The following is a 26,251-nucleotide window of genomic DNA, read 5'->3' as shown; positions in this document are numbered from 1 at the left end:
CCCGACCGGCCCTCGAACCGACCCCCGGGCACGCCCGGACGCCTGCACGACCTTGGAGGACCTTCGTGAGTGCACCCGACAACGACACCGTCGGCACGGACACAGCGACCGTGGACGAGGTGGCCCCGGACGCCGCGCTGCCCGACGCCGACCCGGCGTCGGTCGACGCCCGGCTGGAGCCCGCCGACCTCGACGACGCGGACGACGACGACGCGGAGGACGAGGACGGGGACGACGAGGTGGGGGACGACGAGGTGGGCGGCGACGCGGAGAGCCTGCTCGTCCGCGAGGGCGACGTCGCCGGTGACTACCTCGAGCGGCTGCTCGACATCCTGGACGTCGACGGCGACATCGACCTGGACGTCGAGGGCGATCGCGCCTCGGTCGCGGTGGTCGGCGGCCAGCTCAAGACGCTGATCGGCCCCGACGGCGCCACGCTGGAGGCGCTGCAGGAGCTGACCCGCCTCGCAGTGGCCCAGTCGACCGGCGTGCGCAGCCGGCTGATGCTCGACATCGGCGGCTTCCGGGCCAAGCGGCGGGCGGACCTCACCGACCTGGCCCAGGCCACCGCCGAGCGGGTCGCGCAGAGCGGCCAGCCCGAGCGGCTGTCGCCGATGAACCCGTTCGAGCGCAAGGTCGTGCACGACGTCATCGCCGCGGCGCCGGGCGTGCGCAGCGAGTCGGAGGGCGAGGAGCCCAACCGCCGCGTCGTGGTCCTGCCGGAGAAGTGAGCACCGGTCCGGTCGCCGACGGGCCCGGTCCGGACGCGGCGGACCCCGAGAAGCGAGACGTGAGCGTTCCGGAACCTCCCGCCGCGGCGGTCCGGGTGTTCGGCGAGGCGCTGCCCGCCGCCCGGCGGTACGTCGAGCGGCTGGCCGGCGATGGCGTGGTCCGCGGGCTGATCGGCCCGCGCGAGGTGCCCCGGCTCTGGGAGCGGCACGTGCTCAACAGCGTCGCCCTGGCCGAGGCGGTGCCCGACGGCGTCCGGGTGGTCGACGTCGGCAGCGGGGCCGGCCTGCCGGGCATCCCGCTGGGGCTCGCCCGGCCGGACCTCACGCTCACCCTGGTCGAGCCGATGGCCCGCCGGGTGGAGTTCCTCGAGCAGACCGTCGCGGCCCTGCAGGCGCCCTGGCGCGTCGTCCGCGGCCGGGCCGAGGAGCGCTCGGTCGTGCGGACCGTCGGGCCGGTCGACGTCGTCACCGCCCGCGCCGTGGCCCCGCTCCCCCGGCTGGTGAGCTGGTGCCGGGGCCTGCTGCGGCCGGGCGCCCAGCTCATCACCCTGGTCGGTGAGCGCGCCGCCGCCGAGGTGCCGGCCCTGCTGCCCGAGCTGGAGGCGGCAGGTATGCGGGACGTGCACACGCGCGCCGTCGGTGGAGACCTGGGTGCCGCAGCCACTACCGTGGTGGTCATGACCCGGGGCACGCGCTGACGGGTCGCAGGACCACCCGTTCCACGTGAAACTGACCCTGTGAAGATGGGGTCGTGAAACCGGGTTCCCTACCCACCCGTTCCACGTGGAACACATCGCTGCGCACCACGGCGCCGAGGAGGACGCACTCATGACCGACCCCGGCGAGCGGCTCCGGAACAGCCTGACGGCGGGCCAGCCGGCCGGTGTCGAGTTCGAGAGCCCCATCGCGGCGGAGGCGATGCGCGCCACCCGCGTGCTGCACGCGGCCGACCAGGAGCCCTTCCCCGCGCCGGGCCGGATCCGGGTCATCACCATCGCCAACCAGAAGGGTGGCGTCGGCAAGACGACGTCGACGGTCAACCTCGGGGTCGCGCTGGGCATCTACGGGCTGCGGACGCTGGTCATCGACCTCGACCCGCAGGGCAACACGAGCACCGCCCTGGGCGTCGAGCACACGGTCGGCACGCCGTCCATCTACGACGTCCTGGTCGGCGACAGCACCATCACCGAGGTGGCGGCGGCGACCACCGCCAGCCCGAACCTGCGGTGCGTGCCGGCGACCATCGACCTGGCCGGCGCGGAGATCGAGCTGGTCTCGGTCGTCGCCCGCGAGCACCGGCTGCGCCGGGCCATCGAGGCCTACCTCTCCGCGCTCCCGCCCGAGCAGCGGCCGCACTACGTGCTCATCGACTGCCCGCCGTCCCTCGGCCTGCTCACGCTGAACGCACTGGTCGCCGGCGACGAGGTGCTCATCCCCATCCAGTGCGAGTACTACGCGCTCGAGGGCCTGGGCCAGCTGCTGTCGAACATCGACCTGGTGCGCCAGCACCTCAACCCGGGCATCTCGGTGAGCACCATCCTGCTCACCATGTACGACGGCCGGACGAAGCTCGCCGACCAGGTGGCCGACGAGGTGCGCAACCACTTCGGCGACCTGGTGCTGTCGACGCTGATCCCGCGCAACGTGCGGGTGAGCGAGGCGCCCGGCTACGGCCAGTCGGTGCTCACCTACGACCCGGGCAGCCGCGGGTCGACCAGCTACGTGGAGGCCGCGCGGGAGCTCGCCCAGCGCGGTGCCCGGCTGGCACCGCTGGCGGCACCCCAGCCGCAGCGCACCGCCGCTCCCCCGGTGGCCGCGATGATCCTCGGCGAACCGGCCACCAGCCCGGGCTTCCCCGGACCGGTCCCGCGGTGAGCCGGCCGACGACTGTGCACGATCTCCTGGAGGACCTGTGACGAAGCGCGGCGGTCTCGGCCGGGGCCTGGCGGCCCTCATCCCCACGAGCGCGCCCGCGCCCACGGCCACCCCAGCGGCGAAGGCGGCCGAGGCCGCCGAGGCCGCCGAGGCGGCGGCTTCGCCGGCGGAGCCGACGGCGTCCCGGCCGCACCTGGTCGAAGCCGGCACGACCCCGCCGGCCCCCGCGGCCGAGCCGGAGGTCGCCGGCGTGCCCGGCGCCCAGCTGCGCGAGGTCCCGGTGGGCGAGGTCGTGCCGAACCCCAAGCAGCCGCGGCAGGTCTTCGACGACGAGGCGCTGGAGGAGCTCACCTACTCGGTGCGCGAGTTCGGGCTGCTGCAGCCGATCGTCGTCCGCGAGGTCCCCGGGGAGGACGGCAGCGGCTACGAGCTCATCATGGGCGAGCGCCGGCTCCGCGCCGCCCGGGCCGCGGGCCTGGAGACCGTGCCGGCGATCGTCCGGGACACCACGGACGACGCCATGCTGCGCGACGCCCTGCTGGAGAACATCCACCGGGTCCAGCTGAACCCGCTGGAGGAGGCAGCCGCCTACCAGCAGCTGCTGGAGGAGTTCGGCGCCACCCACGAGGAGCTGGCCGCGAAGATCGGCCGCAGCCGCTCCCAGGTCACCAACACCATCCGGCTGATGAAGCTGCCGGTGAAGGTGCAGACCCGGGTCGCCGCGGGGGTGCTGTCCGCCGGGCACGCCCGGGCGCTGCTCGGCCTGCCCGACGTCGAGGCGCAGGACGCGCTGGCCACCCGGATCGTCGCCGAGGGCATGTCGGTGCGCGCCACCGAGGAGGCGGTCGCGCTGGCCGTCGCCGAGTCGCCGACCGCGGCCCGGCGGAACAACCGGCGGATCAGCGCGCCCGGCGTCGAGGACCTCGCCGGCCGGCTGTCGGACGTGTTCGAGACCAAGGTGAAGGTGCAGATCGGCCGGGCCAAGGGCCGGATCGTCGTCGAGTTCGGCTCGGTCGACGACCTGCAGCGGATCGTCGGGATGATGGCCCCGGACATCACCGGGCGCAGCTCCAGCAACTGAGGGCTGACCTCGACGGGTTCCGTCACTGACGGAACCCGTCGGGCGGTCAGCGGCGGACGGCCGCCCGGGTCAGCAGACCGGACAGCACCTCGCCGAGGCCGTGCCCGGCCGCCTCAACGGCCATCGGGAACATCGACGTCTCGGTGAGCCCCGGCGAGACGTTCACCTCGAGGAAGTGCACGGTGCCCTCGCCGTCGACGATCGCGTCGGTCCGGGACAGGTCGGCCAGCCCCAGGGAGCGGTGCGCGGTGAGCGCGACCTCGGCCGCGCGGGCGGCTGTCTCGGCGGAGACGCGGGCCGGGGCGTGGTACTCGGTCATCCCCGGGGTGTAGCGGGCGGTGTAGTCGAAGACGCCCGACTCGGGGGCGATCTCCACGGCGGGCAGCGCGACCGGGCCGTCGCCGAGGTCGACCACCGACAGCGCGAGCTCCACGCCGTCCACGAAGCGCTCCACCATGACGGTGTCGCCGTAGGCGAAGCAGCTCACCATGGCCGCGGGGAGGTCCTCGACCCGGCTGACCTTCTGCACGCCGAGCGACGACCCGCCCGAGGCCGGCTTGACCATCAGCGGCAGCCCCAGCCGGGCGACGATGAGGTCCAGCACGGCGCCGGCCCCCAGCTCGCGGAAGGTGCTGTGCGGCAGCGCCACCCAGTCCGGCGTCGCGACCCCGGCGGAGCGGACCACCGACTTGGCGGCCGGCTTGTCCCACGCCAGCCGGCAGGCGGCGGCCGGCGAGCCCACGTAGGGCACCCCGGCCAGGTCGAGCACCGCGCGCAGCGCGCCGTCCTCACCGGTCGCGCCGTGCAGCGCGATGAACACCGCGTCGGCCGGCGCGGCGGCCAGCCCCGGCAGCAGCTCGGCGTCCGCGTCGTGCAGCTCGGCGTCGACGCCGGCGCGGGTCAGCGCCTCGACCACCTGGCTGCCGGAGGAGAGGCTGACCTCCCGCTCGAAGGTGAGCCCGCCGGCCAGGACGAGCGCGCGCAAGGCGGTCCGGTCGGCGGCTGAGGGGGTCGGCGCGGCAGCGGCCGGCTCGCTCATCGGTGCAGGTCCTCGCTCTGGTCGGAGTTGGCCGGGCCGATGACCGGCGGGGTGGTGCCGGGGCGCACGGCGCGGAAGGTGCCGGTGTCCACGGCGTCGAAGGTGGAGTGCAGGTCCAGCTCGGCCTCGATGACCCGGGCCAGCCGGCGCACGCCCTCCCGGATCTGGTCCGGCTCCGGGTAGCAGTAGGACAGCCGCATGTACTCGGTGCCCGAGCCGTCGGCGTAGAAGCCGATGCCGGGCACGTAGGCGACGTGGGCGGCGACCGCGCGCGGCTGCATCAGCTTGGCGTCCAGGCCGTGCGGGAGCTTCAGCCACACGTAGAAGCCGCCGTCCGGGCGGGTCCAGGTGGTGCCCGGCGGCATCAGCGCGTCCAGCGACTCGAGGGTGGCGTCCCGCCGCTCCCGGTACAGCTCGGTGAAGACCTTGATCTGCTCGCGCCACGGCTGGGTGTCCAGGTACCGGGCGACCGCGTACTGGGTCAGCGACGGCGGGCAGAGCACCTGCGCCTCGGTGGCGAGCACCAGCTTCTCGCGGACGGCGAGCGGCGCGAGCACCCAGCCCACCCGGAGGCCCGGGGAGAACGTCTTGGAGAACGAGCCCAGGTAGATGACCCGGTCCTCGTCGCGGGCGCGCAGGGCGCGCATCGGCTCCCGGTCGAAGCCGAGCAGGCCGTAGGGGTTGTCCTCGACGATCAGCAGGTCGTGCGCCTCGGCGATGGCCATGACCTGCTCGCGCCGCGGCTCGGACAGCGTGACGCCGCCGGGGTTGTGGTAGTTGGGCACCGTGTAGAGGAACTTCACCCGGTCGCCCCGGGCGCGGGCCTCCAGCAGCGCCTGCTCCAGCGCCTCGGGGACCAGCCCGTCGTCGTCCATCGGCACGTGCCGGACCCGGGCCTGCGCGGCCTGGAAGACGCCGAGCGCGCCGACGTAGGACGGCCCCTCGGCGAGGATGACGTCACCGGGGTCGACGAACACCCGGGTGACCAGGTCGAGCCCCTGCTGCGAGCCGACGGTGACGACGACCTCGCTGGGCGAGGCGTCGGTGATGCCCTCCAGCGCCATGACGTCGCAGATCCGCTCGCGCAGCCGCGGGTCGCCCTGGCCGGAGCCGTACTGCAGCGTCTGCGCGCCCATGCCGGACACGAGCTCGCCGATCATCGACCCGACCGCGTCGAGCGGGAGCGCGGTGACGGCAGGCATGCCGCCGGCGAGGGAGACGACCTCGGGCCGGCTGACCACGGAGAACAGCGCCCGGATCTCCGAGGTCTTCATGCCGTGGGTGCGTGCTGCGTACCGGTCCGCCAGCGGGTCGAGCCGCGGGTGACGTGGGTGCACAGGAGGGGTCACCTGTCGCAGTGTAGGCCGACACGGTGCGTGGCCCCGTGGGGAACGGTCCGTCCCGGCGCGTCGCTTCCGGCTGGCGGGATCAACGCCGGGCGGGCAGCAGGAAGGTGCCGGTGGGCGGGTCGGCCTCGGCCGGCAGGAACAGCCGCTGGACGGCGGCGAGCACGGCCTGGGCGACGGTGCTGCGCAGCCGGGCGTCGAGCAGCAGCAGCCGGTCGACCTCGTGGGAGAGGTAGCCGCAGTCCAGCCGGACGGCGGGCATCCGGGTCATCCGCAGGATGTCCCAGGTCTTCGGGTGCGAACCGAGGTCGAGCATGCCGGTGCGGGCGACGACCTCACGCCGCACGAGGTTGGCGAACTGCTCCCCCACCGTCGAGCTCGCCCCGGACCCGGTGCCGTAGTAGTAGCTGGCCACCCCGCGGGCGTGCGCCGAGTCCTGCGCCTCCATGTGCAGGGAGAGGAACAGGTCGGCGCGCGCGTCGTTGGCGAACGCGGTGCGCTCGGCCAGTCCGGGACCACCGGTGCGGCCGCGGGTCAGGTAGACCGTCGCCCCGGCCGCGGCCAGCCGGCCCTCGATCCGCGAGGCGAGGTCGAGGACGAGGTCGGACTCGGTGGTCTCGCCGGCCGTGTGGCCGGTGTCGGTACCGCCGTGGCCGGGGTCGATGACGATCACCCGACCGATCAGGTGCGAGCCGGACTCGACCATGCTGGCGCTCTGCCGCAGCAGCTGCGGGCGCCCACCGGTGACCCGGCGGCCCAGCTGCTTCAGCGCGCGCAGCGTGGCCGGGCCGCAGGTGCCGTCGGCGGTGAGCCCGTAGTCGCCCTGGAAGGAGCGCAGGCCGGTCTCGGTCTCGGCGCCGAAGATGCCGTCGGCCCGCCCGGCGTCGTAGCCGAGCTCGAGCAGCAGCTCCTGCAGCCGGGTCACGTCGTCCCCGCGCAGCGGGCGCTCGGGGTCGTAGCGCAGCAGCCGGTCGCCGAGCGACCAGCGGGCCTCGGTCAGCGCGCGGTAGGTCTCCTCGCCGACCTGGCCGTCGACGGACAGCCCGCGCACCTGCTGGAAGTGGCGGACGGCGAGCTCAGTGCGCTCGTCGTAGACGGCTCCCTCACCGGTCGGCTCGGTGGGGCCACCGTCGGTGAGCAACCCCAGGGTGCGCAGCACCGACTGGACCTCGGCCACGGCGGGGCCGGAGCTGCCGGGCACCAGCGGTTCCATGCGGTCGTCGCGCTCCTGTCCGGACGGTGGGTCGTCCGCAACGATTGTGGCCGGACCTCCCCGAGTCCCGCGCACCGGGGCACCCGACACGTCGTCCGGGGGCGGTGGTAGGCGGGCGCACGCCCTGGTGGCGGGCCCGGGCACGACGAGGCCCACCGGTCCCGGGAGGGGCCGGCGGGCCTCGTCGATCAGTGCGGCCGGGTCACCGGCGGGCGGCCGTCAGGGCCGCCGGGGACCTCAGAGGTAGTCGGAGAGGTCCGAGAGGATCGCGCCCTTGGGCTTGGCACCGATGATGCTCTTGACCGGCTTGCCGCCCTGGAACACCGTCATGGTCGGGATCGACATGACCTGGTAGTCGCGGGCGATCTGCGGGTTCTCGTCGATGTTGAGCTTGGCGATCGTCAGCTTGTCCGCGTGCTCCGCGGCGATCTCCTCCAGCACCGGGGCGACCATCTTGCACGGCCCGCACCACTCGGCCCAGAAGTCGACCAGCACCGGCTTGTCGCTGCCCAGGACGTCCGTGGCGAACGTGGCATCGGTGACGGTCTTCGTGTTGCCTGCCATGGAAGAGCTCCCTGTGGTTGCTGGACGGTACGGCCGGTGCAACAGGCCGACCGGGTGTTCTATGCCCCGGCGGGGGCGGGTTCGATCAGCGCTCGTCGAACGTCTCGGCCAGCCAGCGCTCGGCGTCGATGGCCGCCTTGGCACCGGTCGCGGCCGAGGTGATCGCCTGGCGGTAGATGTTGTCGACCACGTCACCGCAGGCAAAGACGCCGTCGATGTTGGTGCGCGTGGTCGGGTGCTCGGCGACGATGTAGCCCTCGTCGTCCAGCTTGAGCTGACCGGCGAACAGCTCGGTGCGCGGGTCGTGGCCGATCGCCACGAACAGGCCGGTGACCGGCAGCTCCTCGGTGGTGCCGGTCTCGACGTCGGTCAGCGACACCGAGGAGACGGCGTTGTCGCCGTGCACGTCGGTGACCTGCTTGCCGAGCGCCCAGCGGATCTTCTCGTTGTCCTGGGCGCGCTTCTGCATGATCTTCGAGGCGCGCAGCTCGGTGCGGCGGTGCACCACCGTGACCGACTTGGCGAACCGGGTGAGGAAGGTCGCCTCCTCCATCGCGGAGTCACCGCCGCCGACGACCACGATGTCCTGGTCGCGGAAGAAGAAGCCGTCGCAGGTCGCGCAGGCGGAGACGCCGTGGCCGAGCAGCCGCTGCTCGTTGTCCAGGCCGAGGTACCGGTACTTCGAGCCGGTCGCGACGATGACGGCGTGGGCGCGGTGCACCTCGGAGCCGACCTTCACGATCTTCGGCGTCGCGGTCAGGTCGACCTCGGTGACGTCGGCGGGCACCAGCTCGGCGCCGAAGCGCTCGGCCTGGGTGCGCATGTCGTCCATCAGCTGGGGACCCTGGATGCCCTCGGGGAACCCGGGGAAGTTCTCCACCTCGGTGGTGGTCATCAGGGCGCCACCGAACTGCGAGCCCTCGAACACCAGCGGGTGCAGGTTCGCGCGGGCTGCGTAGACGGCGGCGGTGTACCCGGCCGGGCCGGACCCGATGATGATCAGGTCGCGGACGCCGTCGTGCTCCGCCGGGGGGATGGCGGGGTGGGCGGGGTCGGTCCCGACCGCCGGGCCGGGCGTGGGCTGGTCGTTCGTCACGGGCGGCACAACGGACAGCGTAGGTGCGCCATTCCCGGGCACCACCCCTCCGGTCGCCAGGTGGAAGACGGGTCACACCACCGGGCTCACCCGGCGGTGGTGACCGTCACCTCGCCGATCGACGCCGCGAACCCGCCGTCCGAGGGCACCAGGCCGGTGACCCACACCAGCACGTACCGGGCGTCGACCGCGGTGCCGAACGCGACCTCGTCGTCACCGCCCAGCGTGGTCGTGCCCGCCACCGGGAAGGCGTCGAGGTCGCCCGCGTCGTCCTGGCCGGTGCGCACCTCGACCGTCGCGCCGGAGGTCGGCGACTGCAGCCGGACACCGGCCAGCGACTGCGACCGGCCGAGGTCGACGAGCAGGCCGACGCCGGGCTTGAGGTTGCCGAACGCCGGGGAGCCCCGGTAGGTCAGCGTCGTCCAGGCGGTTCCGGCGTCGCCGTCGACGGCGAGCCGGGCCTTCGCGGCGTTCTCCGACTCCCCGTCGCCGAACGGGTCGAACACCGACACGCCGTCGACCTCCGCCGGCGCACCGGCGACCGGGGACGACGGCGCGGGCGACGAGCCGGCCGGCTGCCCGCCGCTCTCCGACGGGGCGGGCGACGACGCCGCCGGTGCGGAGCGGGTGGGGGTGTCCTGGTCGACGGAGCTGCTGGCCACCGAGAGCACGCTGGTGCCCATCCAGAGCCCGACCCCGACGACCAGCGCCAGCGCGAGCAGCGGCAGGCCCAGCACCAGCAGCCGCCGCCGGGCGGTCCGGGTGACCTCGTCCCGGTCGCCGGGATCGGCGGCCACCCGGTCGTGGTCGCCGAAGGTGGCGTCCCAGTCCAGGTCGTCGCCGTCGTCCTCCCAGCGGTCGTGCCGGCGCGGCTCGACGCGGACCGTGCGGGGCACCGGCGGCAGCGGCGGGCGGGCGGCCAGCGGCACGCTGCCGGTGTCCCCGCGGGCCGCGGCCGCGGCGTCCTCGAGGTCTCGGCGGTCGCGGAGCCGGCGCAGCCAGCCGGTGTCGGAGACGCCGTCGGGGCGGACCAGGTCCTGCGGGCCGGTGCGCGGCCGCTCGGCGAGCAGCGCGACCAGCGTGTCGACGCTGGCCAGCCCGGTCGCGGGGTCCTCGGAGCGGGCCCGGCGGACCAGCGCGGCGAGGTCCGGGGCGTCGACCGCGCGCGGAGCGGCGTCCCGGCGGCGGCCGGTCAGGCAGGCCTCCAGCAGGCTGCCGAGCGCGGCGATGTCGCCGTGCACGGTGCCGGTGGCCGCGGGCACCGACAGCAGCCCGACCAGGCCGCCGGCGCGCAGCACCACGTTCTCCGGCTCCAGGCCGCCGACGGCGAGCCCGACGCGGTGCGCCTCCGCGACGCCCTCGGCCAGCCGGCGGACCAGGGCGCGCGCCTCGCGCTCGGGCAGCGGGCCCTCGGCCAGCCGCTCGGACAGCCGCGGCCCCTCGATCCACTCGTTGACGACGTAGGCCGCGCCGCCGGGCTCGGTGCCGCCGGTGCCCTCGGCGGCGTCGTAGACCATCGCCAGCGCCGGGCTGGCCAGCCCGCCCGCGGTCAGCGCGCGGGTGATCCACTCGCGGGCGGCCGGGCCACCGGGGGTGTGCACGCGCAGCGCGACGTCGCGGTTGAGCACGCGGTCGCGGGCCCGCCAGGAGCGGATCACGCCGGTCGGCGTGCGCTCCTCGGGGGCGATCGGGTCCAGCGGGCGGTAGCGGTCGGGCAGGCCGGTGGTCGTCGACGTCACGGACTCAGCCGACCCCCTGTTCAGTGGCGTCCGAGCCGGGCCCGGACGGCGGACAGCGGCGCCCCGATCTCCGGGACCCTGGCCACCACGGCACCCGCGACCACCGCGACGCCGATGACCACGGTACCGACGACGAGGGTGACGAGCGAGCCCGGTACCGACCGGCCGAAGGCGCTGTCGGTGATCGTGCTGACCAGACCGCCGGCGACCGCCGCGACGGCCGACACGACGGCCATCCGGAGCACGTTGGAGAGCACCCCGTGGCCCCGCGTGCTGCCCAGCCGGCGCCGCAGCGCGACGTCGCCGACCACCCAGCCGACGACGAACGTGATGCTGGTGACCAGCATCAGGCCGGCGACCACGTGGCGCGGGTCGGTGACCACCGGCACCAGCAGGACCAGCGGCACCCGGACGGCGACCATGAACAGCTGGATCAGCGTGGGGGTCTTCGCGTCCTTCATCGCGTAGAAGACCCGCAGCTGCAGCAGGGTGACCGCCATCGGCAGCAGGCCGGCCGCGCCGACGGCCAGCGCCGTGCCGACCGCGCGGGCGTCGTCCAGCGTCGTCTGGCCGTGGAAGAAGGCGACGGTCGACGCGGCGGGCCCGAGCACCACCAGCAGCGCCGTGACCGGCAGCAGGCCCATCGCCGACAGCCGGGTGCCCAGCGCGAGGTCGGCGACGACCCCGGGGACGTCGGAGCGGGCGGCGGCACGGCTCATCCGCGGCAGCAGCGCCGTCAGCAGCGCGACGCCGATGATCCCGTAGGGCATCTGGAACAGCAGGCTGGCGTTGGCCAGCGCGGCCGGGCCGAGCCCGTCGTCGTGCGCGGCGTCGTTGGCCACCTGGTTGGTGACGATGACGCCGACCTGGCTGACCAGCACGTAGCCGACCACCCACAGGCCGAGCGTCCCGGCCTCGCGCAGCCCGGTGTCGCGCAGCCCCCAGCGGGGCCGCAGCGGCACCCCGTGCCGCGGCAGCAGCGGCAGCAGCACCAGCGACTGGACGGCGATGCCGAGCGTGGTGCCGATGCCCAGCAGCCACACCTGGCCGGGGGTGATGGTGGCCGGCGTGAGGTCGCCCGGGCCGCTGGCCGCGACGAACAGCGCACCCGTGGCGATGACCACGACGTTGTTCAGCACCGGCGCCCAGGCCGGGGGCCCGAACACGCCGCGGGCGTTGAGCACCGCGCCGGCGAGCGCGCCCACGCCGTAGAACACGATCTCCACCAGCAGGATCCGGGCCAGCCAGTTCGCCAGCTCCACCTGCTCGGGGTCGTCGCGGATGTTGAGCAGCCAGGTCAGGCCCGGGGCGGCGAGCACCGCGACGACGGTGAGCACGCTCAGCCCGACGACGGCGATCGTCATCAGCCGCTGGGTGTAGCGGACCCCGCCGTCCCGGTGCTTCTCCTGCGCGTTGACCAGCAGCGGCACGACCACGGAGGTCAGCACGCCGCCGAGCAGCAGCTCGTAGACCAGGTTGGGCAGCGTGTTCGACACCGTGTAGGCGTCGTTGACCAGGCCCAGGCCGAGCACCGCGGTGAGCACGACCGTGCGCAGGAAGCCGGTGAGCCGGCTGACCAGCGTCGCGACCGCCATCGTGCCGGCGGCGCGGAGGATGCCGCGGCTGCCGCCGGGCGAGCCCTCGCGGGCCTGCGTCTCCTCCTCGGTCTCCAGCTCGTCGTGCGGGACCGGCGGGAGGACCGGGATGAACTGCGTGTCGTCGGGGCCCGGCACGAAGCCGCGCCGCCGCGGCGGCGGCACCGGCGGCAGCACGGGACGCCGGCGGGGCTGGCCCTCCAGCGGCTGGTCGGTGCGCGCCCCGACGGGGGAGACGACGTCGCGCTCGTGGAGGGTGCGCGCGGCGGACCGCCCGACGGGGGGCACCGGTGGCAGGTGGGTGCCCGGCGCCGGGGTGCGGGCGCCGCTCACCCCCGCCCGGGGCCGGGCCGGCGGGGTCGCGCCGGGACGGTAGGGCGGTGGCGGCAGCGCGGCGCCGCCCGGGCGGGCCGGCGCGGCGGGGCGCGGCTGCCCGTCGCGGGCGGGAGGCTGGTCGGGGGCGGTCACACCGGGCTCCGGGTGGGCGGCACGGACGCCGGGTCGACCGGCTCGGTGTCCGGCGTGCCGCGGCGGCGGGCGAGCAGGAAGCGGACCAGCCGGCGCAGGAACAGCAGACCCAGCAGCGCCGCGGCGCCGACGGTGACCCACACGGTCACCCGGCCGTAGGCGGTGCTCTTCACCTGCAGCTGGACGGCGGCGCCGAGCGCCCCGCCGTCCGGCGTCTGCAGCCGGGCGGTGACGGCGAACCCGCCGGACTGCCGCACGTGCGCGGGCACCTGCAGGGTGGTGCGGGACTGCGGGTCCAGCCGGGTCACGCCGACGTCCTCGGTGGTCAGCCCGACGTTGCCGCGGGTGCGCAGGTCCAGCCGCACGTCGACGGCGAACGGCAGGTCGTTCTGCACGGTGAGCACCAGCGGGGCGTCGCTGGAGGCCAGGCTGTAGGTGCCGTTGGCCGGCGCGACGAGGGTGACCTCGTCCTGCAGCCGGCCCAGCGTGGTCGCCAGGTCGTCGGCGGCGCGGGCGAAGCCGTCGGGGTCGTCCCGCCAGGCCACCGACGCGGTCCGGGCGATCGCGGCGTCGTAGCCGGCCAGCACGGTCCCGGGGTCGCCGACCACCGCACCGGCCACGTCGTCGCGCACCCCCTCGGCTCGGGCGATCTGCGCGGTGCCCTCCGCCGGCAGCAGGCCGCCCGGGGTGACCGGGGCGGTCGCGGTCACCGGCGCGGCCTCCGGTCCGGTCACCAGGTCGGCCAGCGCCGCCGGCTGCAGCCACGGCTGGCCGCCGTCCGCGCCGGCGGTGTCGGCCATCATCGCGCTGGCCCACTCGGGGTCGGCGTCCAGCTCGCGCGGCGGCACCACCAGCACGGTCTGCGCCGTGGCGGGGTCGTCGTCGGCGAGCTGGGTGGTGAGCACGGCGAGGTCGGCGAGGTACCGCTGCTCGGAGACCCGCGCGTCGTCGGTCTGCGCGGCGCCGGCGACGGTCTCGGCGAGCTGCCCGTCGGCGACCAGGGCGGTGAGCGGGCCGTCGGTGCCGGTCAGCGCGGCGCGGGCGGCGGCCGGGCGGCCGTCCTGGCCGGTGGCGTCCGCGGCGTCGGTGAGCGCGTCGGTGCCGAGCACCACCGAGCGGACCCCGCCGGCCTGCAGGGTGCGCAGGGTGTCGGCGTGCACCGGTCCGTCGGCCGGCCAGGCGATGTCGGTGCGCGGCTGGACGCCGAGCACGGAGCGCACGATCGCCGCCCCGGCGCCGGTGTCGGCCCCGTCGTCCGTGCCGCTGCCCGCGCCGTTGCCCGAGCCGTTGCCCGACGTCGGCTCCGCGGTGGTCGGCGCCGTCGCGGGGGTGTCGTCGGCGTCCACCGGCTGCCGCGCCGTCCCGTCCGGGGTGCCCGGCAGGGCGCGGGTCGCCGCCCGGCCGAGCCCGGCGGCGACCAGCGAGTCGACGTCGGTGTCGCCGTAGGGCAGCGCGAGCACCGGGAACTCCGTGGCCAGCGCCTTCAGCCGGACCAGCAGCGCGGCGGCGTCCGCGGTGCCGGTGCCCGCCCGGCCGTCGACGGTGTACCGGCCGGCGGCCATGACCGACAGCTCCTCCAGCAGCGCCGGGTCGACCGCGAGGGTCACCGGCACGGTGGGCCGGGTGCCGTCGGGTGCGTCGCCGGGCACCTGCGGGACCGTCTCCAGGGTGCGGACGGCGCGCTCCAGCCGGCCGTTGCGGGCCACCTCGGCAGCCAGGTCGTCGTCGGTGAACGAGCCGTCGGCGTCCCGGTGCGGGCGGTCGGTGAGCGGCCACAGCCAGGCGACCGTCGTCCGGTGCACCGGCTGGGCCGGCTGGGCGACCAGGTAGGTCGACAGCTCGCCGGCCCGCTCGGTGAGCCCGCTGTCGCCGGTGGCGTTGACGTTGACCAGCAGCGGGTAGACGCCGTCGGCGGGCAGCTGCAGCTCGTCGGCGCCGACCTCGAAGGAGAAGGGCTGCGACTCACCGGGCGCCAGGTCGAAGTCCAGCGGCCGGAAGGCGGTGGCGAGGCTGTCCGCGTCGCCGGGGTCGGCGAGGTCGGCGGCCAGCGCGCCGCGGGTGCTCAACAGGTCGCCCCGCTGCAGGCGCACCGCCAGGTCGCGGTAGGTCTGGTCGCTCTCGTTGACGAGCGTGCCGGCCACCTGGACCACCGCCCCGGGGGTGACCGTGCGCGGCTCGAGCCGGCCCAGGACGACGCGCAGCGGCCGCTCGGAGCTGTCCGCCGGTGCGCTCTGGGTGGCCGGGGCCGCGGTGCCCGGGGCGGCCGGCGTCGCCAGCGCCGGCGACGGGACGCCCAGCACGGCGCTCACGACGGCGCCCGCGACCGCACCGAGGGCGACCGTCCGGGCTGCTCGGGGTGGGCGGCCGCCGGCGCGGCCGGCAGCCCGCCGGTTCACGCGGTGTCGGCCAGCAGGGCCGGTGCGCGCTCGACCAGCGCGCGCTCGTCGGCGTAGGCCAGCCGTCCACCGAGCTCGGTGAGCGGTACCCACGCCACCTCGGTGACCTCGACGTCGGCATCGGACAGCGCCCCGCCGACCGCGCGGAGGAGGAAGTGGTGGACGGTCTTGTGCACCCGTCGTCCGTCCGCGACGAACCAGAAGTCGATGATGCCGAGCGGGGCGACGACCTCGCCGATGATCCCGGTCTCCTCGGCGACCTCCCGGACGGCGGTGTCCTCGGGGGTCTCGCCCTCCTCGATGTGCCCCTTGGGCAGGGACCAGAGGAGGCGACCGCGCCGGTCGGTGCGGCCGATCAGGGCCGCGCGGGGGCCGGTGACGTCGTCGTCGGCGACCACCAGGCCGCCGGCCGAGGTCTCGTCGACCCGGCGCAGGCGGCGACCGGGACGCTGTCGTCCGCCCGTCCCAGCCATGCCAGGAGGGTAGCGCGCGACGACGCGCAGGTCGGGTCGGCCACTACTCTGGTCGGTCGTGTCCGAACAGCCCCCGTCCCCACGCGTCCTCCCGGACCCGAACCCACCCGCCCCGCCGGTCCCCGCGGCGGTGCAGGAGACGGTGCGTGCGCTCGTCGACGTCTCCCCCGTGCTGGTCGAGCTCGGCCGGCGGTTCGCCGACGCCGGCTTCCAGGCGCACCTCGTCGGCGGCTCGGTGCGCGACGCGCTGCTGGCCGCGGGGTCCGACGTCCCGGTGGCCCCCGGTGACCTCGACGTCACCACCGACGCCCGACCCGAGCAGACCCTCGAGGTGCTGCGCGGCTGGGCCAGTTCCACGTGGAACACGGGGATCGCGTTCGGCACGATCGGCGCCGAGGTCCGCGGCGAGCGGGTGGAGATCACCACCTTCCGGGCCGACCGGTACGACCGCGAGTCGCGCAACCCCGAGGTCGCCTGGGGCACCTCGCTGACCGACGACCTGGCCCGCCGCGACTTCACGGTCAACGCGATGGCGGTGTCGCTGGGCCCCGACCGGACGGTCACCGACCCCTTCGGCGGCCTGGGCGACCTGCTGGCCCGCCGGCTGCGCACCCCCGGCGCGGCGGTCGAGTCGTTCGCGGACGACCCGCTGCGGATGCTGCGCGCGGTGCGGTTCGTCGCCCAGCTCGGCGTCACCCCCGACGACGAGGTGCTCGAGGCGATGACCTCGATGGCCCCGGAGCTGGGCCGGATCACCGCCGAGCGGGTGCAGCACGAGTTCTCCCGGACGATCTGCAACCCCGCGCCGCGGGCGGCGCTGGAGCTGTTCGTGGCCACCGGGCTGGCCGACGTGGTGCTGCCGGAGCTCGCCGCGCTGCGGATGGAGATCGACGAGCACCACCAGCACAAGGACGTCTACTCCCACTCGCTGACCGTGCTGGACCAGGCGATCGCGCTGGAGCAGGCCGACCCCGGCTCGGAGTCGCCAGACCTGGTGCTGCGGCTGGCGGCGCTGCTGCACGACGTCGGCAAGCCCGCGACCCGCCGGCACGAGCCCCGCGGCCGGGTCTCCTTCCACCACCACGAGGTGGTCGGCGCGAAGCTGGTGCGCAAGCGGCTGCTGGCGCTCAAGTACCCGAAGGACGTCGTCGAGGCGGTCTCCCGGCTGACCTTCCTGCACCTGCGCTTCCACGGGTACGGGCGCGGGGAGTGGACCGACTCCGCCGTCCGCCGGTACGTGACCGACGCCGGCGACCTGCTGCCCCGCCTGCACAAGCTGGTGCGCTCGGACTGCACGACCCGCAACAAGCGGCGGGCCGCGGCGCTGTCGGAGACCTACGACTCGCTCGAGGAGCGGATCGAGGTGCTCTCCGCGGCCGAGGACCTCGCCCGGGTGCGCCCCGACCTCGACGGCAACCGGATCATGGAACTGCTCGGCATCGAGCCCGGCCCGCAGGTCGGCCAGGCGTGGCGGTTCCTCAAGGATCTCCGCCTCGAGCGCGGCCCCCTCGACCCCGACGAAGCCGAAGCCGAACTCCTCCGCTGGTGGTCGTCGAGGTAGGTGAGTGGAGTCCCAGCGCATCGTTTTCCGAGCGTTGGGACTCCATCTGGGGTGCTTGTGGACGGACGACGCCTGACGGCGGCCGTTGCCCCAAGCTCCGCTGGTGCCCACGGACCCACGCACCGTCCTCAGCAGACGCGAACTCGCCGAGCGCGGGATCGACCGGAACCGCGTCCGGCGGGCGGTCAGGTCCGGGCGATGGCTCGAACCGGTGCCCGGCATCGTCGTGCAGCACTCCGGTGAGCTGACCCGCCGCGAGCGGCACGAGGTCGCGATCCGGTGGGCAGGCAGCGGCGGGCGGCTCTCGCACACCAGCGCCCTGCTGCTGCACCGCGCCCGAGCCCAGGAGCCGGCTGCGTCCCTGCGCGTGGCCGGGGTGCGAGGGCGGTACGCCACCCCCGCGGACGCGGGCCTGGTCCAGGTCGCCGTCCCCCACGGTCGCCATCTCAAGTCCCAGGGGTTCGTCGTGGTGCACCAGACGCGCAGACCGCTGGGCGACCTCGTGCTCGACGGTCTGCCGGTGACCACTGCTGCCCGGGCCGCCGTGGACGTCGCGGTCACCGCGCGCCGGCGCGCGGACGTCGACCACGTGGTCTCGGACGTCCTGCAGCGGGGTCTAGCGGACGAGGCCCAGCTGGCGTTCGAGGCGCGGCAGCTGGGTCGACGGACGACGCCGTGGCTGCGGTCGGCCCTGGCCGACGCAGTCCGGGGCATGCGGTCGGTCGGTGAGGCGGAGCTGCGCCGCGTGGTCGTGGCGGCAGGACTGCCGGAGCCGGAGTGGAACGCGCGGGTCAGCACGCCGCAGGGGGACTTCCACCTGGACGCCTACTGGCTGGAGCAGCGGGTCGGCGCGGAGGCCGACGGCATGGCGTACCACCTCACCGCTGCCGAGTGGCAGGCCGACCTGGTGCGGCAGAACGCCATCATGGGCGCCGGCAACCGGTTGCTGCGGTTCCCGGTCACGCGCCTGCGGCGTGACGGTCCGTCGTGTGGCTGGGAGATCGGGTCGGCGCTGGGCCTCTAGTGGAGTCCCAGCGCTACGTTTTCCGAGCGCTGGGACTCCACCAAGCCGCTCCGCACGCGCCAGTAGACGGCGGCGGTGAGGAGGTAGCCGACGCCGACCACCACGAGCACCGGGTAGGAGAGGCCGGACGTCGGCAGCCAGAACGCGCCGACCAGCAGCGCCGCCACGAACGTGACGTTGAACAGCGTGTCGTAGACGCTGAACACCCGGCCGCGGAAGTCGTCGTCCACGACCTCCTGCAGCGTGGTGTCCACGCAGATCTTCACCGCCTGCGCGACGAACCCCAGCGCGAACCCGGCCAGCACGATCGTCGGCGGCACGAACGGCAGGCCGAACGCCAGCTGGCCCACCCCGCCGGCCACCAGCATCGCGGTCACCCAGCGCGGCTTGCCGAACCGGCGGACGGCGGCCGGCGTGACCAGCGCGGCCAGCACCGTGCCCACCGCGCCGAACGCCAGCACCTCCCCCAGCCCGGTCAGCCCGCCGGGGAACAGCGGGCTGCCGTCGAGGAACGTGTGCCGGTACAGCAGCAGGGTGACCAGCGTGAGCAGCCCGTAGAACACCCGGTGCACGCCCATCACCGTCAGCGCGATCGCCGCGGTCGGGTGCTCGCCCACGTGCCGCGCCCCGGCCACCATCCCGGCGGCCACGTCGCGGGCGCTGGTGCGCGCGGCGGCGGTCGTGGAGTCCGGCCCCAGGTGGCCGCGCGGGAAGCCCCGGGCGACCAGCGAGGACACCACGTAGGGCACGGCGGCGAGGAACGCCAGCAGCGCGTAGCCGCCGTTCTCCGAGTGCGTCACCGCGGCCGCCACGATCGCCGCCCCGCCGCCGACCACGGCCGCGATCGACCCCGACGTCGTGGTGAACGCGTTGGCCGACACCAGCGACGGCTCGTCGGTGACGTGCGGGAGCCCGGCCGACAGCGCCGAGAGGATGAACCGGTTGACCGAGAAGACGGCGAGCCCGGCGACGTAGAACGGCAGGCCGGTCACGCCGCCGAGCACGAGCGCCCCGACCACGCAGACCAGCAGCGCGCGCACCAGGTTGGCGACCACCAGCACCTGCCGGCGGCTCCAGCGGTCCAGCCACACCCCGGCGAACGGCCCGACCAGCGAGTACGGCAGGAGCAGGACGGCGAACCCCGCGGCGACGTCGATCGGCTCGGCGGCGTCCTGCGGGTTGAACAGCACGGTGCCCGCGAGCGCCGCCTGGAAGACGCCGTCGCCGAACTGGGAGGTCAGCCGGGTCCGCAGCAGGCGCCGGAAGTCGGGCCGGAGCAGCAGGTGGCGCACCGTCGTCGGGGGGCGCAGTGCAGCGGGCGTCACCGGCCCACATTACGGCGGATCGTCGCCGCCCCCTCCGCGCCGGGGCTGGGGCACACTGGAGACGATGAACCCGGTGCCCTCCCCGTCCGATCCCGAGCGCCGCCCCGTGGCAGGCGCTGCTGCGGGCCGTCGTCGGTCGTCCGGTGTCCCGGCCCTCTCGGTCGGTTCCCTGGAGGACGTGCGGCCCGGGTCGCTGCTGGTCGCGCTGCCGGTGCTCACCGACCCGAACTTCGCCGGCTCGGTCGTCTACGTGCTCGACCACTCCGCCACCGGCACCCTCGGTGTGGTGCTCGGCCGGCCGAGCGAGGTGCGCATCGGCGACGTGCTCCCCGGCTGGTCGGACCTCGCCGTCGAGCCCGGCGTGTTCCACGTCGGCGGCCCCTGCGAGACCGACACCGCGCTGTGCCTGGCCACCCGCGCGGTGCCCGGCCCGGCACCGGAGGACAACGGCCTGCGCCTGGTCGCCGACCACGTGCACCTGGTCGACCTGGACGCCGACCCCGACCTGCTGGTCGGCGACCTCACCGGGCTGCGGGTCTTCGCCGGGTACGCGGGCTGGTCGACCGGGCAGCTCGCCGGGGAGATCGCCGAGGGTGCCTGGGCGTGCGTACCGGGCCGGCCGGACGACGTCCTGGCACCGGCCGCGGGCCCGGACCTCTGGCGGTCGGTGCTGCGCCGCCAGACCGGGCGGCTGGGCGTGCTGTCGACCGCGCCGGCCGACCCGTCGGCCAACTGAGCGACGGCCGGTGTGTCGGTCTCCCGCTCGCGCCCGCCGTCTGGCAGGATGAGCGTGCGGGAGGGGCGACCTGGGGAAGAGGCCGCCCCTCCCGTTTCCACGTCCGGCGCTAGACGCCGACCGCCTGCGCGACCTCCGGGTGCGCCGTGGCGTCGACGGTGTCCTCGTCCGCCGGCAGCGTGATCTCCCGCTCCCCGTGGTCGGACAGCGTGATCGTGACGTCGAACGTCTGCTGGGGCAGCCGGGTGACGTACTGCACCAGCTGGTGGTCGTCGGCGGAGACGGCGATCGTGGCCCCGGTGCCGCTGCGGAACACCGCCACCACCTGGCCGTCGATCGAGCGGCTCCCCCGCCACGTGTAGCCGCGCTCGGTGATCGACCGCGGGTCGTCGGCCTGGCGGGCGGACAGCCGGGGCACCAGCTGGACGAGGACGTCGATCAGCGAGGCGGTGCCAGTGCCGGACGTGCTGGCGATCGGCCGCTTCACGTAGGTGGCCGGCGGCAGGCCCGCGGCGCTGAGCGCGTCGGGCAGCCCCGGGACGTCGCCGAACCAGATGTCGGACGACGTGAAGAAGACCGTCCGGCTCTCCTCGGGCTGCCCGTTGGTGTACCGGGTCACCGCCTGGGCCGAGCCGATGCCGCGCCGGAAGTCGACCTGCCCGGTGAGGGTGATCGTGGCCTGCTGGGCGAACGGGGCGGTGAGGGTGAAGTCGGCGCCGCCGGCCTCGAAGTCCTCGTGCAGGACGTCGGCGAGCACCTCCGCCTCGGACTGGGTGACCGGGTCGCCGGCCCGGCGCTGGGCGTCGTCGTCGCTGCTGCACCCGGCGGTGAGCGCGAGGGCCAGGCCCAGGGCCAGCCCCGCCACGGGGCGACGCAGTCGGCGGGAGGTGTGCATGCCGGCCAGGGTAGGCAGACGCGCTGAGGGCCCCGGACGACGAATCGTCCGGGGCCCTCAGCGTGCGGCGTCAGCGCTGAAGGTCGCCCCGGATGAACGCCTCGACGGCGTCCCGGGCCTCGCTGTCGGAGTACTGCTCCGGCGGGCTCTTCATGAAGTAGGACGACGCGGAGAGGATCGGGCCACCGATCCCGCGGTCCTTGGCGATCTTCGCGGCACGGACGGCGTCGATGATGATGCCGGCCGAGTTCGGGGAGTCCCAGACCTCGAGCTTGTACTCCAGGTTCAGCGGGACGTCGCCGAACGCGCGGCCCTCGAGCCGGACGTAGGCCCACTTGCGGTCCGACAGCCACGGCACGTGGTCCGACGGGCCGATGTGCACGTTGTCGGTGCCCATGTCGCGGTCGACCTGGCTGGTGACGGCCTGGGTCTTGGAGATCTTCTTGGACTCCAGGCGCTCGCGCTCGAGCATGTTCTTGAAGTCCATGTTGCCGCCGACGTTGAGCTGCATGGTGCGGTCGAGCTGCACACCGCGGTCCTCGAACAGCTTGGCCAGCACCCGGTGGGTGATGGTGGCGCCGACCTGGCTCTTGATGTCGTCGCCGACGATCGGCACGCCCGCGGCGGTGAACTTGTCCGCCCACTCCTTGGTGCCGGCGATGAACACCGGCAGCGCGTTGACGAACGCCACACCGGCGTCGATCGCGGCCTGGGCGTAGAACTCCGCCGCCTGCTGCGAGCCGACCGGGAGGTAGCAGACCAGCACGTCGGCGCCGGACTCCTTGAGCGCGGCGACGACGTCGACCGGCTGCTCGTCGGACTCCTCGATGGTCATCCGGTAGTACTTGCCCAGCCCGTCGAGGGTGGTGCCGCGCTGCACGGTCACGCCCAGCGGTGGGACGTCGGCGATCTTGATGGTGTTGTTCTCGCTGGCGACGATGGCCTCGGACAGGTCGCGGCCGACCTTCTTGGCGTCGACGTCGAACGCGGCGACGAACTGCACGTCGGAGACGTGGTAGTCGCCGAACCGCACGTGCATCAGGCCGGGGACCGACTGGGTCTCGTCGGCGTCCTTGTAGTACTCGACGCCCTGGACGAGCGAGGCGGCGCAGTTGCCGACGCCGACGATGGCGACCTTGACCGTGGCCATGGACTGTCTCCCTCCGGTGGGCCTCGGGCCCACGTGTGAACAGGTTGGTTACTCGGTGCGGGTCCCGGGCTCGTCCCGGGTGGGTGGTGCGGTCTGGGGTGGTACGGGCTGGGGTGGTGCGGCCCGCTCGCCGTCGATCAGCTCGGTGAGCCAGCGGACCTCGCGGTCGACGGAGTCCAGGCCGTGCCGCTGCAGCGCGAGGCTGTAGCGGTCGAGCTTCGCCTGGGTCCGGCGCAGCGAGTCGGTGAGCCGTTCCTGCTGGCGCTCCAGCGTCCGGCGGCGGCCCTCGAGGATCCGCAGCCGGACGTCGGCCGCGGTGTGCCGGAAGAACGCCAGGTGGACGCCGAACCGGCCGTCGTCGTCGTAGGCCTCGGGCCCGGCGGAGCTGACCAGCTCGGCGAACCGCTCCTTGCCCTCCGCGGTGATCGCGTAGACGACCTTGCCGCGCCGGCCGGTGAGCGCGGGCGCGTCGGCGGGCAGCAGCGCGCGGGGCGTCGGCTCGTCCGCGGCGATCAGGCCGGCGGCCGCCATGCGCTTGAGCGCCGGGTACAGCGAGCCGTAGGAGATGCTCCGCCGTCCGCCGAGCACCGCCGCCAGCTCCTTGCGCAGCTCGTAGCCGTGCATGGGGGACTGCTGGAGCAGCCCGAGGATCGCGAACTCGAGCACGGGCCACCTCCTCAGGTCGCTGCGATGTATCGGGACGATACATCCACCCGCGGCACGGGACGCAAGTGCACGCGTGGTGCGGAGGGGGTCGGGGAGGTGGCCTGTCGGCCTCCGGACGGCCTCCTCCGCACCACGCCGGTGCGTACATTGGCCAGGTGCCCGGACGACGGTCGGTCGTGGACCACGCGCTGCGCAGGCGCGCTGTCCTGGCCGAGGTGCACGCGGGGCGGACCAGCCTGCTCGAGGTCTGCGACGCGAGCCCCTACCTGTCCCGGGCCGCCCAGCACCACGGCGAGCTCACCGACGAGCCCTGCCCGGTCTGCCGCCACGAGCGGCTGACGCACGTCAGCTACGTGTACGGCGACGGCCTCGGGCTGGTGTCCGGGCAGGCCAAGACCACCCGGGAGCTGGCCCGCATGGACGCCATGCAGGACGAGTTCTCGGTCTACACCGTCGAGGTGTGCCGCGGCTGCGGCTGGAACTTCCTGGCCCTGTCCTACGTCCTGGGCGCCGAGCTGGCCCCGGGCCAGGCGCCACGCACCACCCGGCGGCGGGCGGCGACCGAGTAGACGCCGGCGGTCCGACCCCGGTCGGACCCCGCCTGCCCGCCCGTCGGACCCCCGGTGGACGCGGGTTCACAGCTGAAGACGACATCCTGGGTGCGCGGCGCGGCGACGCGCTCGCCGCCCGACCACCACGATCCGAGGAAGGGGCCACGCGTGCCTCCGTACGACGAGACCTCGCGGGTCGGCCGCCCGTCCGGTCAGGTCCGCCGACCGCCCGCCGGGCGGTCGACGCCGTCCGGTTCCGGTGGCGGTGGCGGACGCCCCGTCCCCCCGAACCGGGCGCGCACCAGCGCCTCCCGGTCCACCGGTCAGCCCGGCCGGCCCACCCCGCCGCGCTCCGGCGGGGGCAGCGGCCGCCCGCCGGGTGGCCGGCCGCCGGTCCGCCCGACCGGGGGCGGCGGCAACGGCCGCGGCCCCGGGGGCAGCGGCCCCAAGGGCGGCAAGCGCAAGCTGACCAAGAAGCAGAAGCGGCGGCGGGTGCTCGCCTGGCTGGGTGGGCTGTTCGCCGCGTTCGTGGTGCTGATGGGCGTCTTCATCGGGATCGTCTACGCCTCCACCGACGTGCCCAGCCCGGAGTCGCTGGTCCAGCCGCAGGCCTCGACGATCTACTACTCCGACGGCACCACGGTCATGGCCAAGCTGGCGAAGAGCGGCGGCAACCGGCAGAGCGTCAAGCTCGACCAGGTCTCGGAGCCGGCCCGCAACGCCGTCCTCGCGGCGGAGAACCGCAGCTTCTACACCGACCCGGGGATCTCGTTCACCGGCATCCTGCGGGCCGCCTGGAGCAACGTGACCGGCGGCTCGACGCAGGGTGGGTCGACGATCACCCAGCAGTACGTGAAGAACGCCGTCCTCAAGAACTCCGAGCAGACCTACAGCCGGAAGTTCAAGGAGATCTTCCTGGCCGTCAAGCTGGACAACCAGTACTCCAAGGACGAGATCCTCCAGAACTACCTGAACACCATCTACTTCGGCCGCGGCGCCTACGGCATCGAGCAGGCCGCGCAGACCTACTTCGGCGTGCCGGCCTCGCAGCTCACCGCCGAGCAGGGGGCCGTGCTGGCCGTGCTGGTCCGCAACCCCACCTACTACGACCCGGCGAACAGCCCGGAGGTCGCGCAGGACCGCTGGGGCAAGGTGCTCGACGGCATGGTGCAGGAGAAGTGGATGGACGCCGCCGCGCGCAAGGCGGCCGTCTACCCGCAGGTGCAGCCGAAGGCCGACAACTCCTCGCTCGGCGGGATCCCCTCGGGTCCGGAGGGCCTGATCGTGTCCCAGGTCGTGGCGGAGCTGAAGAAGGCGCCGTTCAACGTCGACGACATCTACACCGCCGGCGTCAACGTGGTCACGACCGTCGACGCGGGCAAGCAGAAGGCCGCGGAGGACGCCGTCGCCGACGTCATGGACGGCGAGGACGACAAGCTCCGCCAGGCGCTGGTCGCCGTCGACCCGAAGACCGGCGGGGTGCTGGCCTACTACGGCGGCGCGAAGGGCACCGGCGACGGCGCCATCGACTACGCCCAGGCCTACCGGGCGCCGGGCTCGTCGTTCAAGCCCTACACGCTGGCCACCGCGCTGGAGAACGGCATCAGCGTCGACGCCCGGCGCAACGGCAGCTCCCCGCAGAAGTTCGAGGACCGGGACAAGCCGGTGAGCAACGCCAGCAACGCCCAGTGCGCCGACTGCACGCTGCGCGACGCCATCACCAAGTCGCTGAACACCACGTTCTACGGCCTGGCGCTCGAGGTCGGGCCGACCAACGTGCGGGAGACCGCCCGCGCGGCGATGGGCGTCGGCGACACCTGGCCGGCCAGCCCGTTCGTGCGCAAGGACCTGCAGGGCACGCCGACGCTGGCCAACGCCGACGGTGACACCGGCGGCGCGATCGGCATCGGCGAGTACGTGGTCACCCCGGTCGACCAGGCGGTGGGCTTCGCCACGTTCGCCAACGGCGGCACCATGCGCCCGGCGCACTTCGTGACCTCGATCAGCAACGCCGAGGGCACGATCAACAAGAAGTCCGACGACTCCACCATCGGGGCGAAGGAGGGCGTCGTCCCGGCCGACGTCGCCAGCGACGTCACCTACGCGATGGAGGAGGTCGCCGGCGCGTCCAAGCGGGCGCTCGACGGCAAGCGCCCGGTGGCCAGCAAGACCGGTACCCAGGGTCTGAACAACGTCGACAACTCCGACGCCTGGATGGTCGGCTACACCCCGTCGATCGTCACCTCGGTCTGGATGGGCAAGGACACCCTGCAGCCCATCAAGAACGCCCAGGGGAAGATCATCTACGGCTCGGGGCTGCCGGGGCAGATCTGGCAGAAGTTCATGAACACGGTGCTCAAGGGCACGCCGGTGGAGAAGCTGCCCGCGAAGCCGATCATCACCGGCGACAAGGGCACCCCGATCAACCCGGTGCCGGTCACGTCGGCGCCGGCCACCGCGTCGAACGCCCCGCAGGCCGACCAGCCGCCGGCGCAGCAGAGCACGGCCCAGGCCACCCCGACGCCGACGGGGAACGGGACCGGCACGAACCGGCGGGGCGGGCTGACCGATCAGCAGCGCCAGCAGCTGCAGGAGCAGCGACGCCAGCAGCAGCAGCAGGAGCAGCAGCAACAACAGCAGCAGCAACAGCCGACCCAGCAGCCGACCCAGCAGCCCGGGCAGCAGCAGCCGGGCCAGCAGCCGGGGGTCCCGGACACGAACCAGTGA

At 74.4% G+C, this 26,251-nt stretch carries 22 protein-coding genes; 9 read left to right on the top strand and 13 right to left on the bottom strand.

The annotated features are described in order from the left end of the window. The first annotated feature begins 65 nt into the window (after positions 1-65). The 4 genes from AB0J00_RS07045 to AB0J00_RS07030 all read left to right on the top strand — a co-directional run bounded on the left by AB0J00_RS07045 (position 66) and on the right by AB0J00_RS07030 (position 3,687). Positions 66-731, top strand: a complete 666-nt coding sequence (locus tag AB0J00_RS07045) for a protein jag (protein ID WP_357742201.1) — start codon at positions 66-68, stop codon at positions 729-731. 59 nt (positions 732-790) lie between these two features. Next, on the top strand, positions 791-1,429 hold the full coding sequence (gene rsmG / locus AB0J00_RS07040; protein WP_357742199.1) for a 16S rRNA (guanine(527)-N(7))-methyltransferase RsmG: 639 nt from the start codon (positions 791-793) through the stop codon (positions 1,427-1,429). Positions 1,430-1,514: 85 nt separating this feature from the next. Then, complete coding sequence (locus AB0J00_RS07035; RefSeq protein ID WP_357742196.1) at positions 1,515-2,606, top strand: ParA family protein; 1,092 nt, start codon at positions 1,515-1,517, stop codon at positions 2,604-2,606. Between the two features lie 37 nt (positions 2,607-2,643). Then, the gene (locus tag AB0J00_RS07030; protein WP_357742193.1) at positions 2,644-3,687 is read left to right on the top strand and encodes a ParB/RepB/Spo0J family partition protein; all 1,044 of its coding nucleotides are present in this window, start codon (positions 2,644-2,646) and stop codon (positions 3,685-3,687) included. A 46-nt stretch (positions 3,688-3,733) separates the two neighbouring features. On the opposite strand, the gene AB0J00_RS07025 is transcribed toward AB0J00_RS07030, so the two are convergent. The 9 genes from AB0J00_RS07025 to AB0J00_RS06985 form a co-directional block, all read right to left on the bottom strand. Further along, positions 3,734-4,726 carry a D-alanine--D-alanine ligase gene (locus tag AB0J00_RS07025; protein ID WP_357742190.1) on the bottom strand — a complete coding sequence of 331 codons (993 nt, stop codon included), beginning with the start codon at positions 4,724-4,726 and terminating at the stop codon, positions 3,734-3,736. Then, entirely contained in the window at positions 4,723-6,075 is a 1,353-nt protein-coding gene (locus tag AB0J00_RS07020; RefSeq protein ID WP_357742187.1) for a PLP-dependent aminotransferase family protein, read from the bottom strand. Before AB0J00_RS07020 ends, AB0J00_RS07025 begins: the two co-directional genes overlap by 4 nt. 79 nt (positions 6,076-6,154) lie before the next feature. Next, positions 6,155-7,285, bottom strand: coding sequence for an N-acetylmuramoyl-L-alanine amidase (locus AB0J00_RS07015; RefSeq protein ID WP_357742184.1), 1,131 nt, complete (start codon positions 7,283-7,285; stop codon positions 6,155-6,157). A 237-nt stretch (positions 7,286-7,522) separates the two neighbouring features. Continuing rightward, the gene (gene trxA, locus AB0J00_RS07010) at positions 7,523-7,849 is read right to left on the bottom strand and encodes a thioredoxin (protein ID WP_357742182.1); all 327 of its coding nucleotides are present in this window, start codon (positions 7,847-7,849) and stop codon (positions 7,523-7,525) included. Positions 7,850-7,934: 85 nt separating this feature from the next. Beyond that, positions 7,935-8,885, bottom strand: coding sequence for a thioredoxin-disulfide reductase (gene trxB, locus AB0J00_RS07005; RefSeq protein WP_357742368.1), 951 nt, complete (start codon positions 8,883-8,885; stop codon positions 7,935-7,937). 146 nt (positions 8,886-9,031) lie between these two features. Then, positions 9,032-10,684 carry a hypothetical protein gene (locus AB0J00_RS07000; RefSeq protein ID WP_357742179.1) on the bottom strand — a complete coding sequence of 551 codons (1,653 nt, stop codon included), beginning with the start codon at positions 10,682-10,684 and terminating at the stop codon, positions 9,032-9,034. A 20-nt stretch (positions 10,685-10,704) separates the two neighbouring features. Further along, entirely contained in the window at positions 10,705-12,747 is a 2,043-nt protein-coding gene (gene murJ / locus AB0J00_RS06995; RefSeq protein ID WP_357742176.1) for a murein biosynthesis integral membrane protein MurJ, read from the bottom strand. Continuing rightward, positions 12,744-15,143 (bottom strand): DUF6049 family protein, encoded by a 2,400-nt coding sequence (locus AB0J00_RS06990; RefSeq protein ID WP_357742173.1) that lies wholly within the window; start codon positions 15,141-15,143, stop codon positions 12,744-12,746. The genes murJ and AB0J00_RS06990 overlap by 4 nt, the downstream gene beginning before the upstream one ends. Beyond that, a complete protein-coding gene (locus AB0J00_RS06985) occupies positions 15,140-15,616 on the bottom strand; it encodes an NUDIX hydrolase (RefSeq protein ID WP_357742170.1) in 477 nt (158 codons plus the stop codon). The genes AB0J00_RS06990 and AB0J00_RS06985 overlap by 4 nt, the downstream gene beginning before the upstream one ends. Positions 15,617-15,758: 142 nt before the next feature. On the opposite strand from AB0J00_RS06985, the gene AB0J00_RS06980 reads away from it, so the two are divergent. Both AB0J00_RS06980 and AB0J00_RS06975 read left to right on the top strand, forming a co-directional pair. Beyond that, entirely contained in the window at positions 15,759-17,177 is a 1,419-nt protein-coding gene (locus tag AB0J00_RS06980) for a CCA tRNA nucleotidyltransferase (protein ID WP_357742167.1), read from the top strand. 211 nt (positions 17,178-17,388) lie between these two features. Next, positions 17,389-18,201 (top strand): hypothetical protein, encoded by an 813-nt coding sequence (locus tag AB0J00_RS06975; protein ID WP_357742164.1) that lies wholly within the window; start codon positions 17,389-17,391, stop codon positions 18,199-18,201. On the opposite strand, the gene AB0J00_RS06970 is transcribed toward AB0J00_RS06975, so the two are convergent. After that, positions 18,198-19,526 carry an MFS transporter gene (locus AB0J00_RS06970; RefSeq protein ID WP_357742162.1) on the bottom strand — a complete coding sequence of 443 codons (1,329 nt, stop codon included), beginning with the start codon at positions 19,524-19,526 and terminating at the stop codon, positions 18,198-18,200. The two genes, AB0J00_RS06975 and AB0J00_RS06970, sit on opposite strands and share 4 nt — an antisense overlap. Positions 19,527-19,704: 178 nt before the next feature. Here AB0J00_RS06970 and AB0J00_RS06965 point away from each other — a divergent pair, with 178 nt between their 5' ends. Beyond that, complete coding sequence (locus AB0J00_RS06965) at positions 19,705-20,262, top strand: YqgE/AlgH family protein (RefSeq protein WP_357742160.1); 558 nt, start codon at positions 19,705-19,707, stop codon at positions 20,260-20,262. 109 nt (positions 20,263-20,371) lie between these two features. Here the strand turns inward: AB0J00_RS06965 and AB0J00_RS06960 are convergent, their stop codons facing one another. From AB0J00_RS06960 to AB0J00_RS06950, 3 genes are all read right to left on the bottom strand, one after another. Beyond that, a complete protein-coding gene (locus AB0J00_RS06960) occupies positions 20,372-21,157 on the bottom strand; it encodes a hypothetical protein (RefSeq protein WP_357742158.1) in 786 nt (261 codons plus the stop codon). A gap of 70 nt (positions 21,158-21,227) precedes the next feature. Continuing rightward, complete coding sequence (locus tag AB0J00_RS06955) at positions 21,228-22,307, bottom strand: inositol-3-phosphate synthase (protein WP_357742155.1); 1,080 nt, start codon at positions 22,305-22,307, stop codon at positions 21,228-21,230. 48 nt (positions 22,308-22,355) lie between these two features. After that, positions 22,356-22,973, bottom strand: coding sequence for a PadR family transcriptional regulator (locus tag AB0J00_RS06950; RefSeq protein ID WP_357742152.1), 618 nt, complete (start codon positions 22,971-22,973; stop codon positions 22,356-22,358). 155 nt (positions 22,974-23,128) lie between these two features. Here AB0J00_RS06950 and AB0J00_RS06945 point away from each other — a divergent pair, with 155 nt between their 5' ends. Beyond that, on the top strand, positions 23,129-23,542 hold the full coding sequence (locus AB0J00_RS06945) for a DUF5318 family protein (protein WP_357742149.1): 414 nt from the start codon (positions 23,129-23,131) through the stop codon (positions 23,540-23,542). Between the two features lie 150 nt (positions 23,543-23,692). Then, positions 23,693-26,251, top strand: coding sequence for a transglycosylase domain-containing protein (locus AB0J00_RS06940; RefSeq protein WP_357742146.1), 2,559 nt, complete (start codon positions 23,693-23,695; stop codon positions 26,249-26,251).

It is taken from the genome of Modestobacter sp. NPDC049651 (assembly GCF_040659695.1).
In the GTDB taxonomy this organism is placed as follows: Bacteria; Actinomycetota; Actinomycetes; order Mycobacteriales; family Geodermatophilaceae; genus Modestobacter.
This window is presented reverse-complemented; position numbering and strand designations above follow the sequence as displayed.

Coding starts and splice junctions, on each gene's coding strand:
- AB0J00_RS07025 (WP_357742190.1), bottom strand. CDS start 4,726: ATGAGCGAGCCGGCCGCTGCCGCGCCGACCCCCTCAGCCGCCGACCGG.
- AB0J00_RS07015 (WP_357742184.1), bottom strand. CDS start 7,285: ATGGAACCGCTGGTGCCCGGCAGCTCCGGCCCCGCCGTGGCCGAGGTC.
- trxA (WP_357742182.1), bottom strand. CDS start 7,849: ATGGCAGGCAACACGAAGACCGTCACCGATGCCACGTTCGCCACGGAC.
- AB0J00_RS06985 (WP_357742170.1), bottom strand. CDS start 15,616: ATGGCTGGGACGGGCGGACGACAGCGTCCCGGTCGCCGCCTGCGCCGG.
- AB0J00_RS06960 (WP_357742158.1), bottom strand. CDS start 21,157: ATGCACACCTCCCGCCGACTGCGTCGCCCCGTGGCGGGGCTGGCCCTG.
- AB0J00_RS06955 (WP_357742155.1), bottom strand. CDS start 22,307: ATGGCCACGGTCAAGGTCGCCATCGTCGGCGTCGGCAACTGCGCCGCC.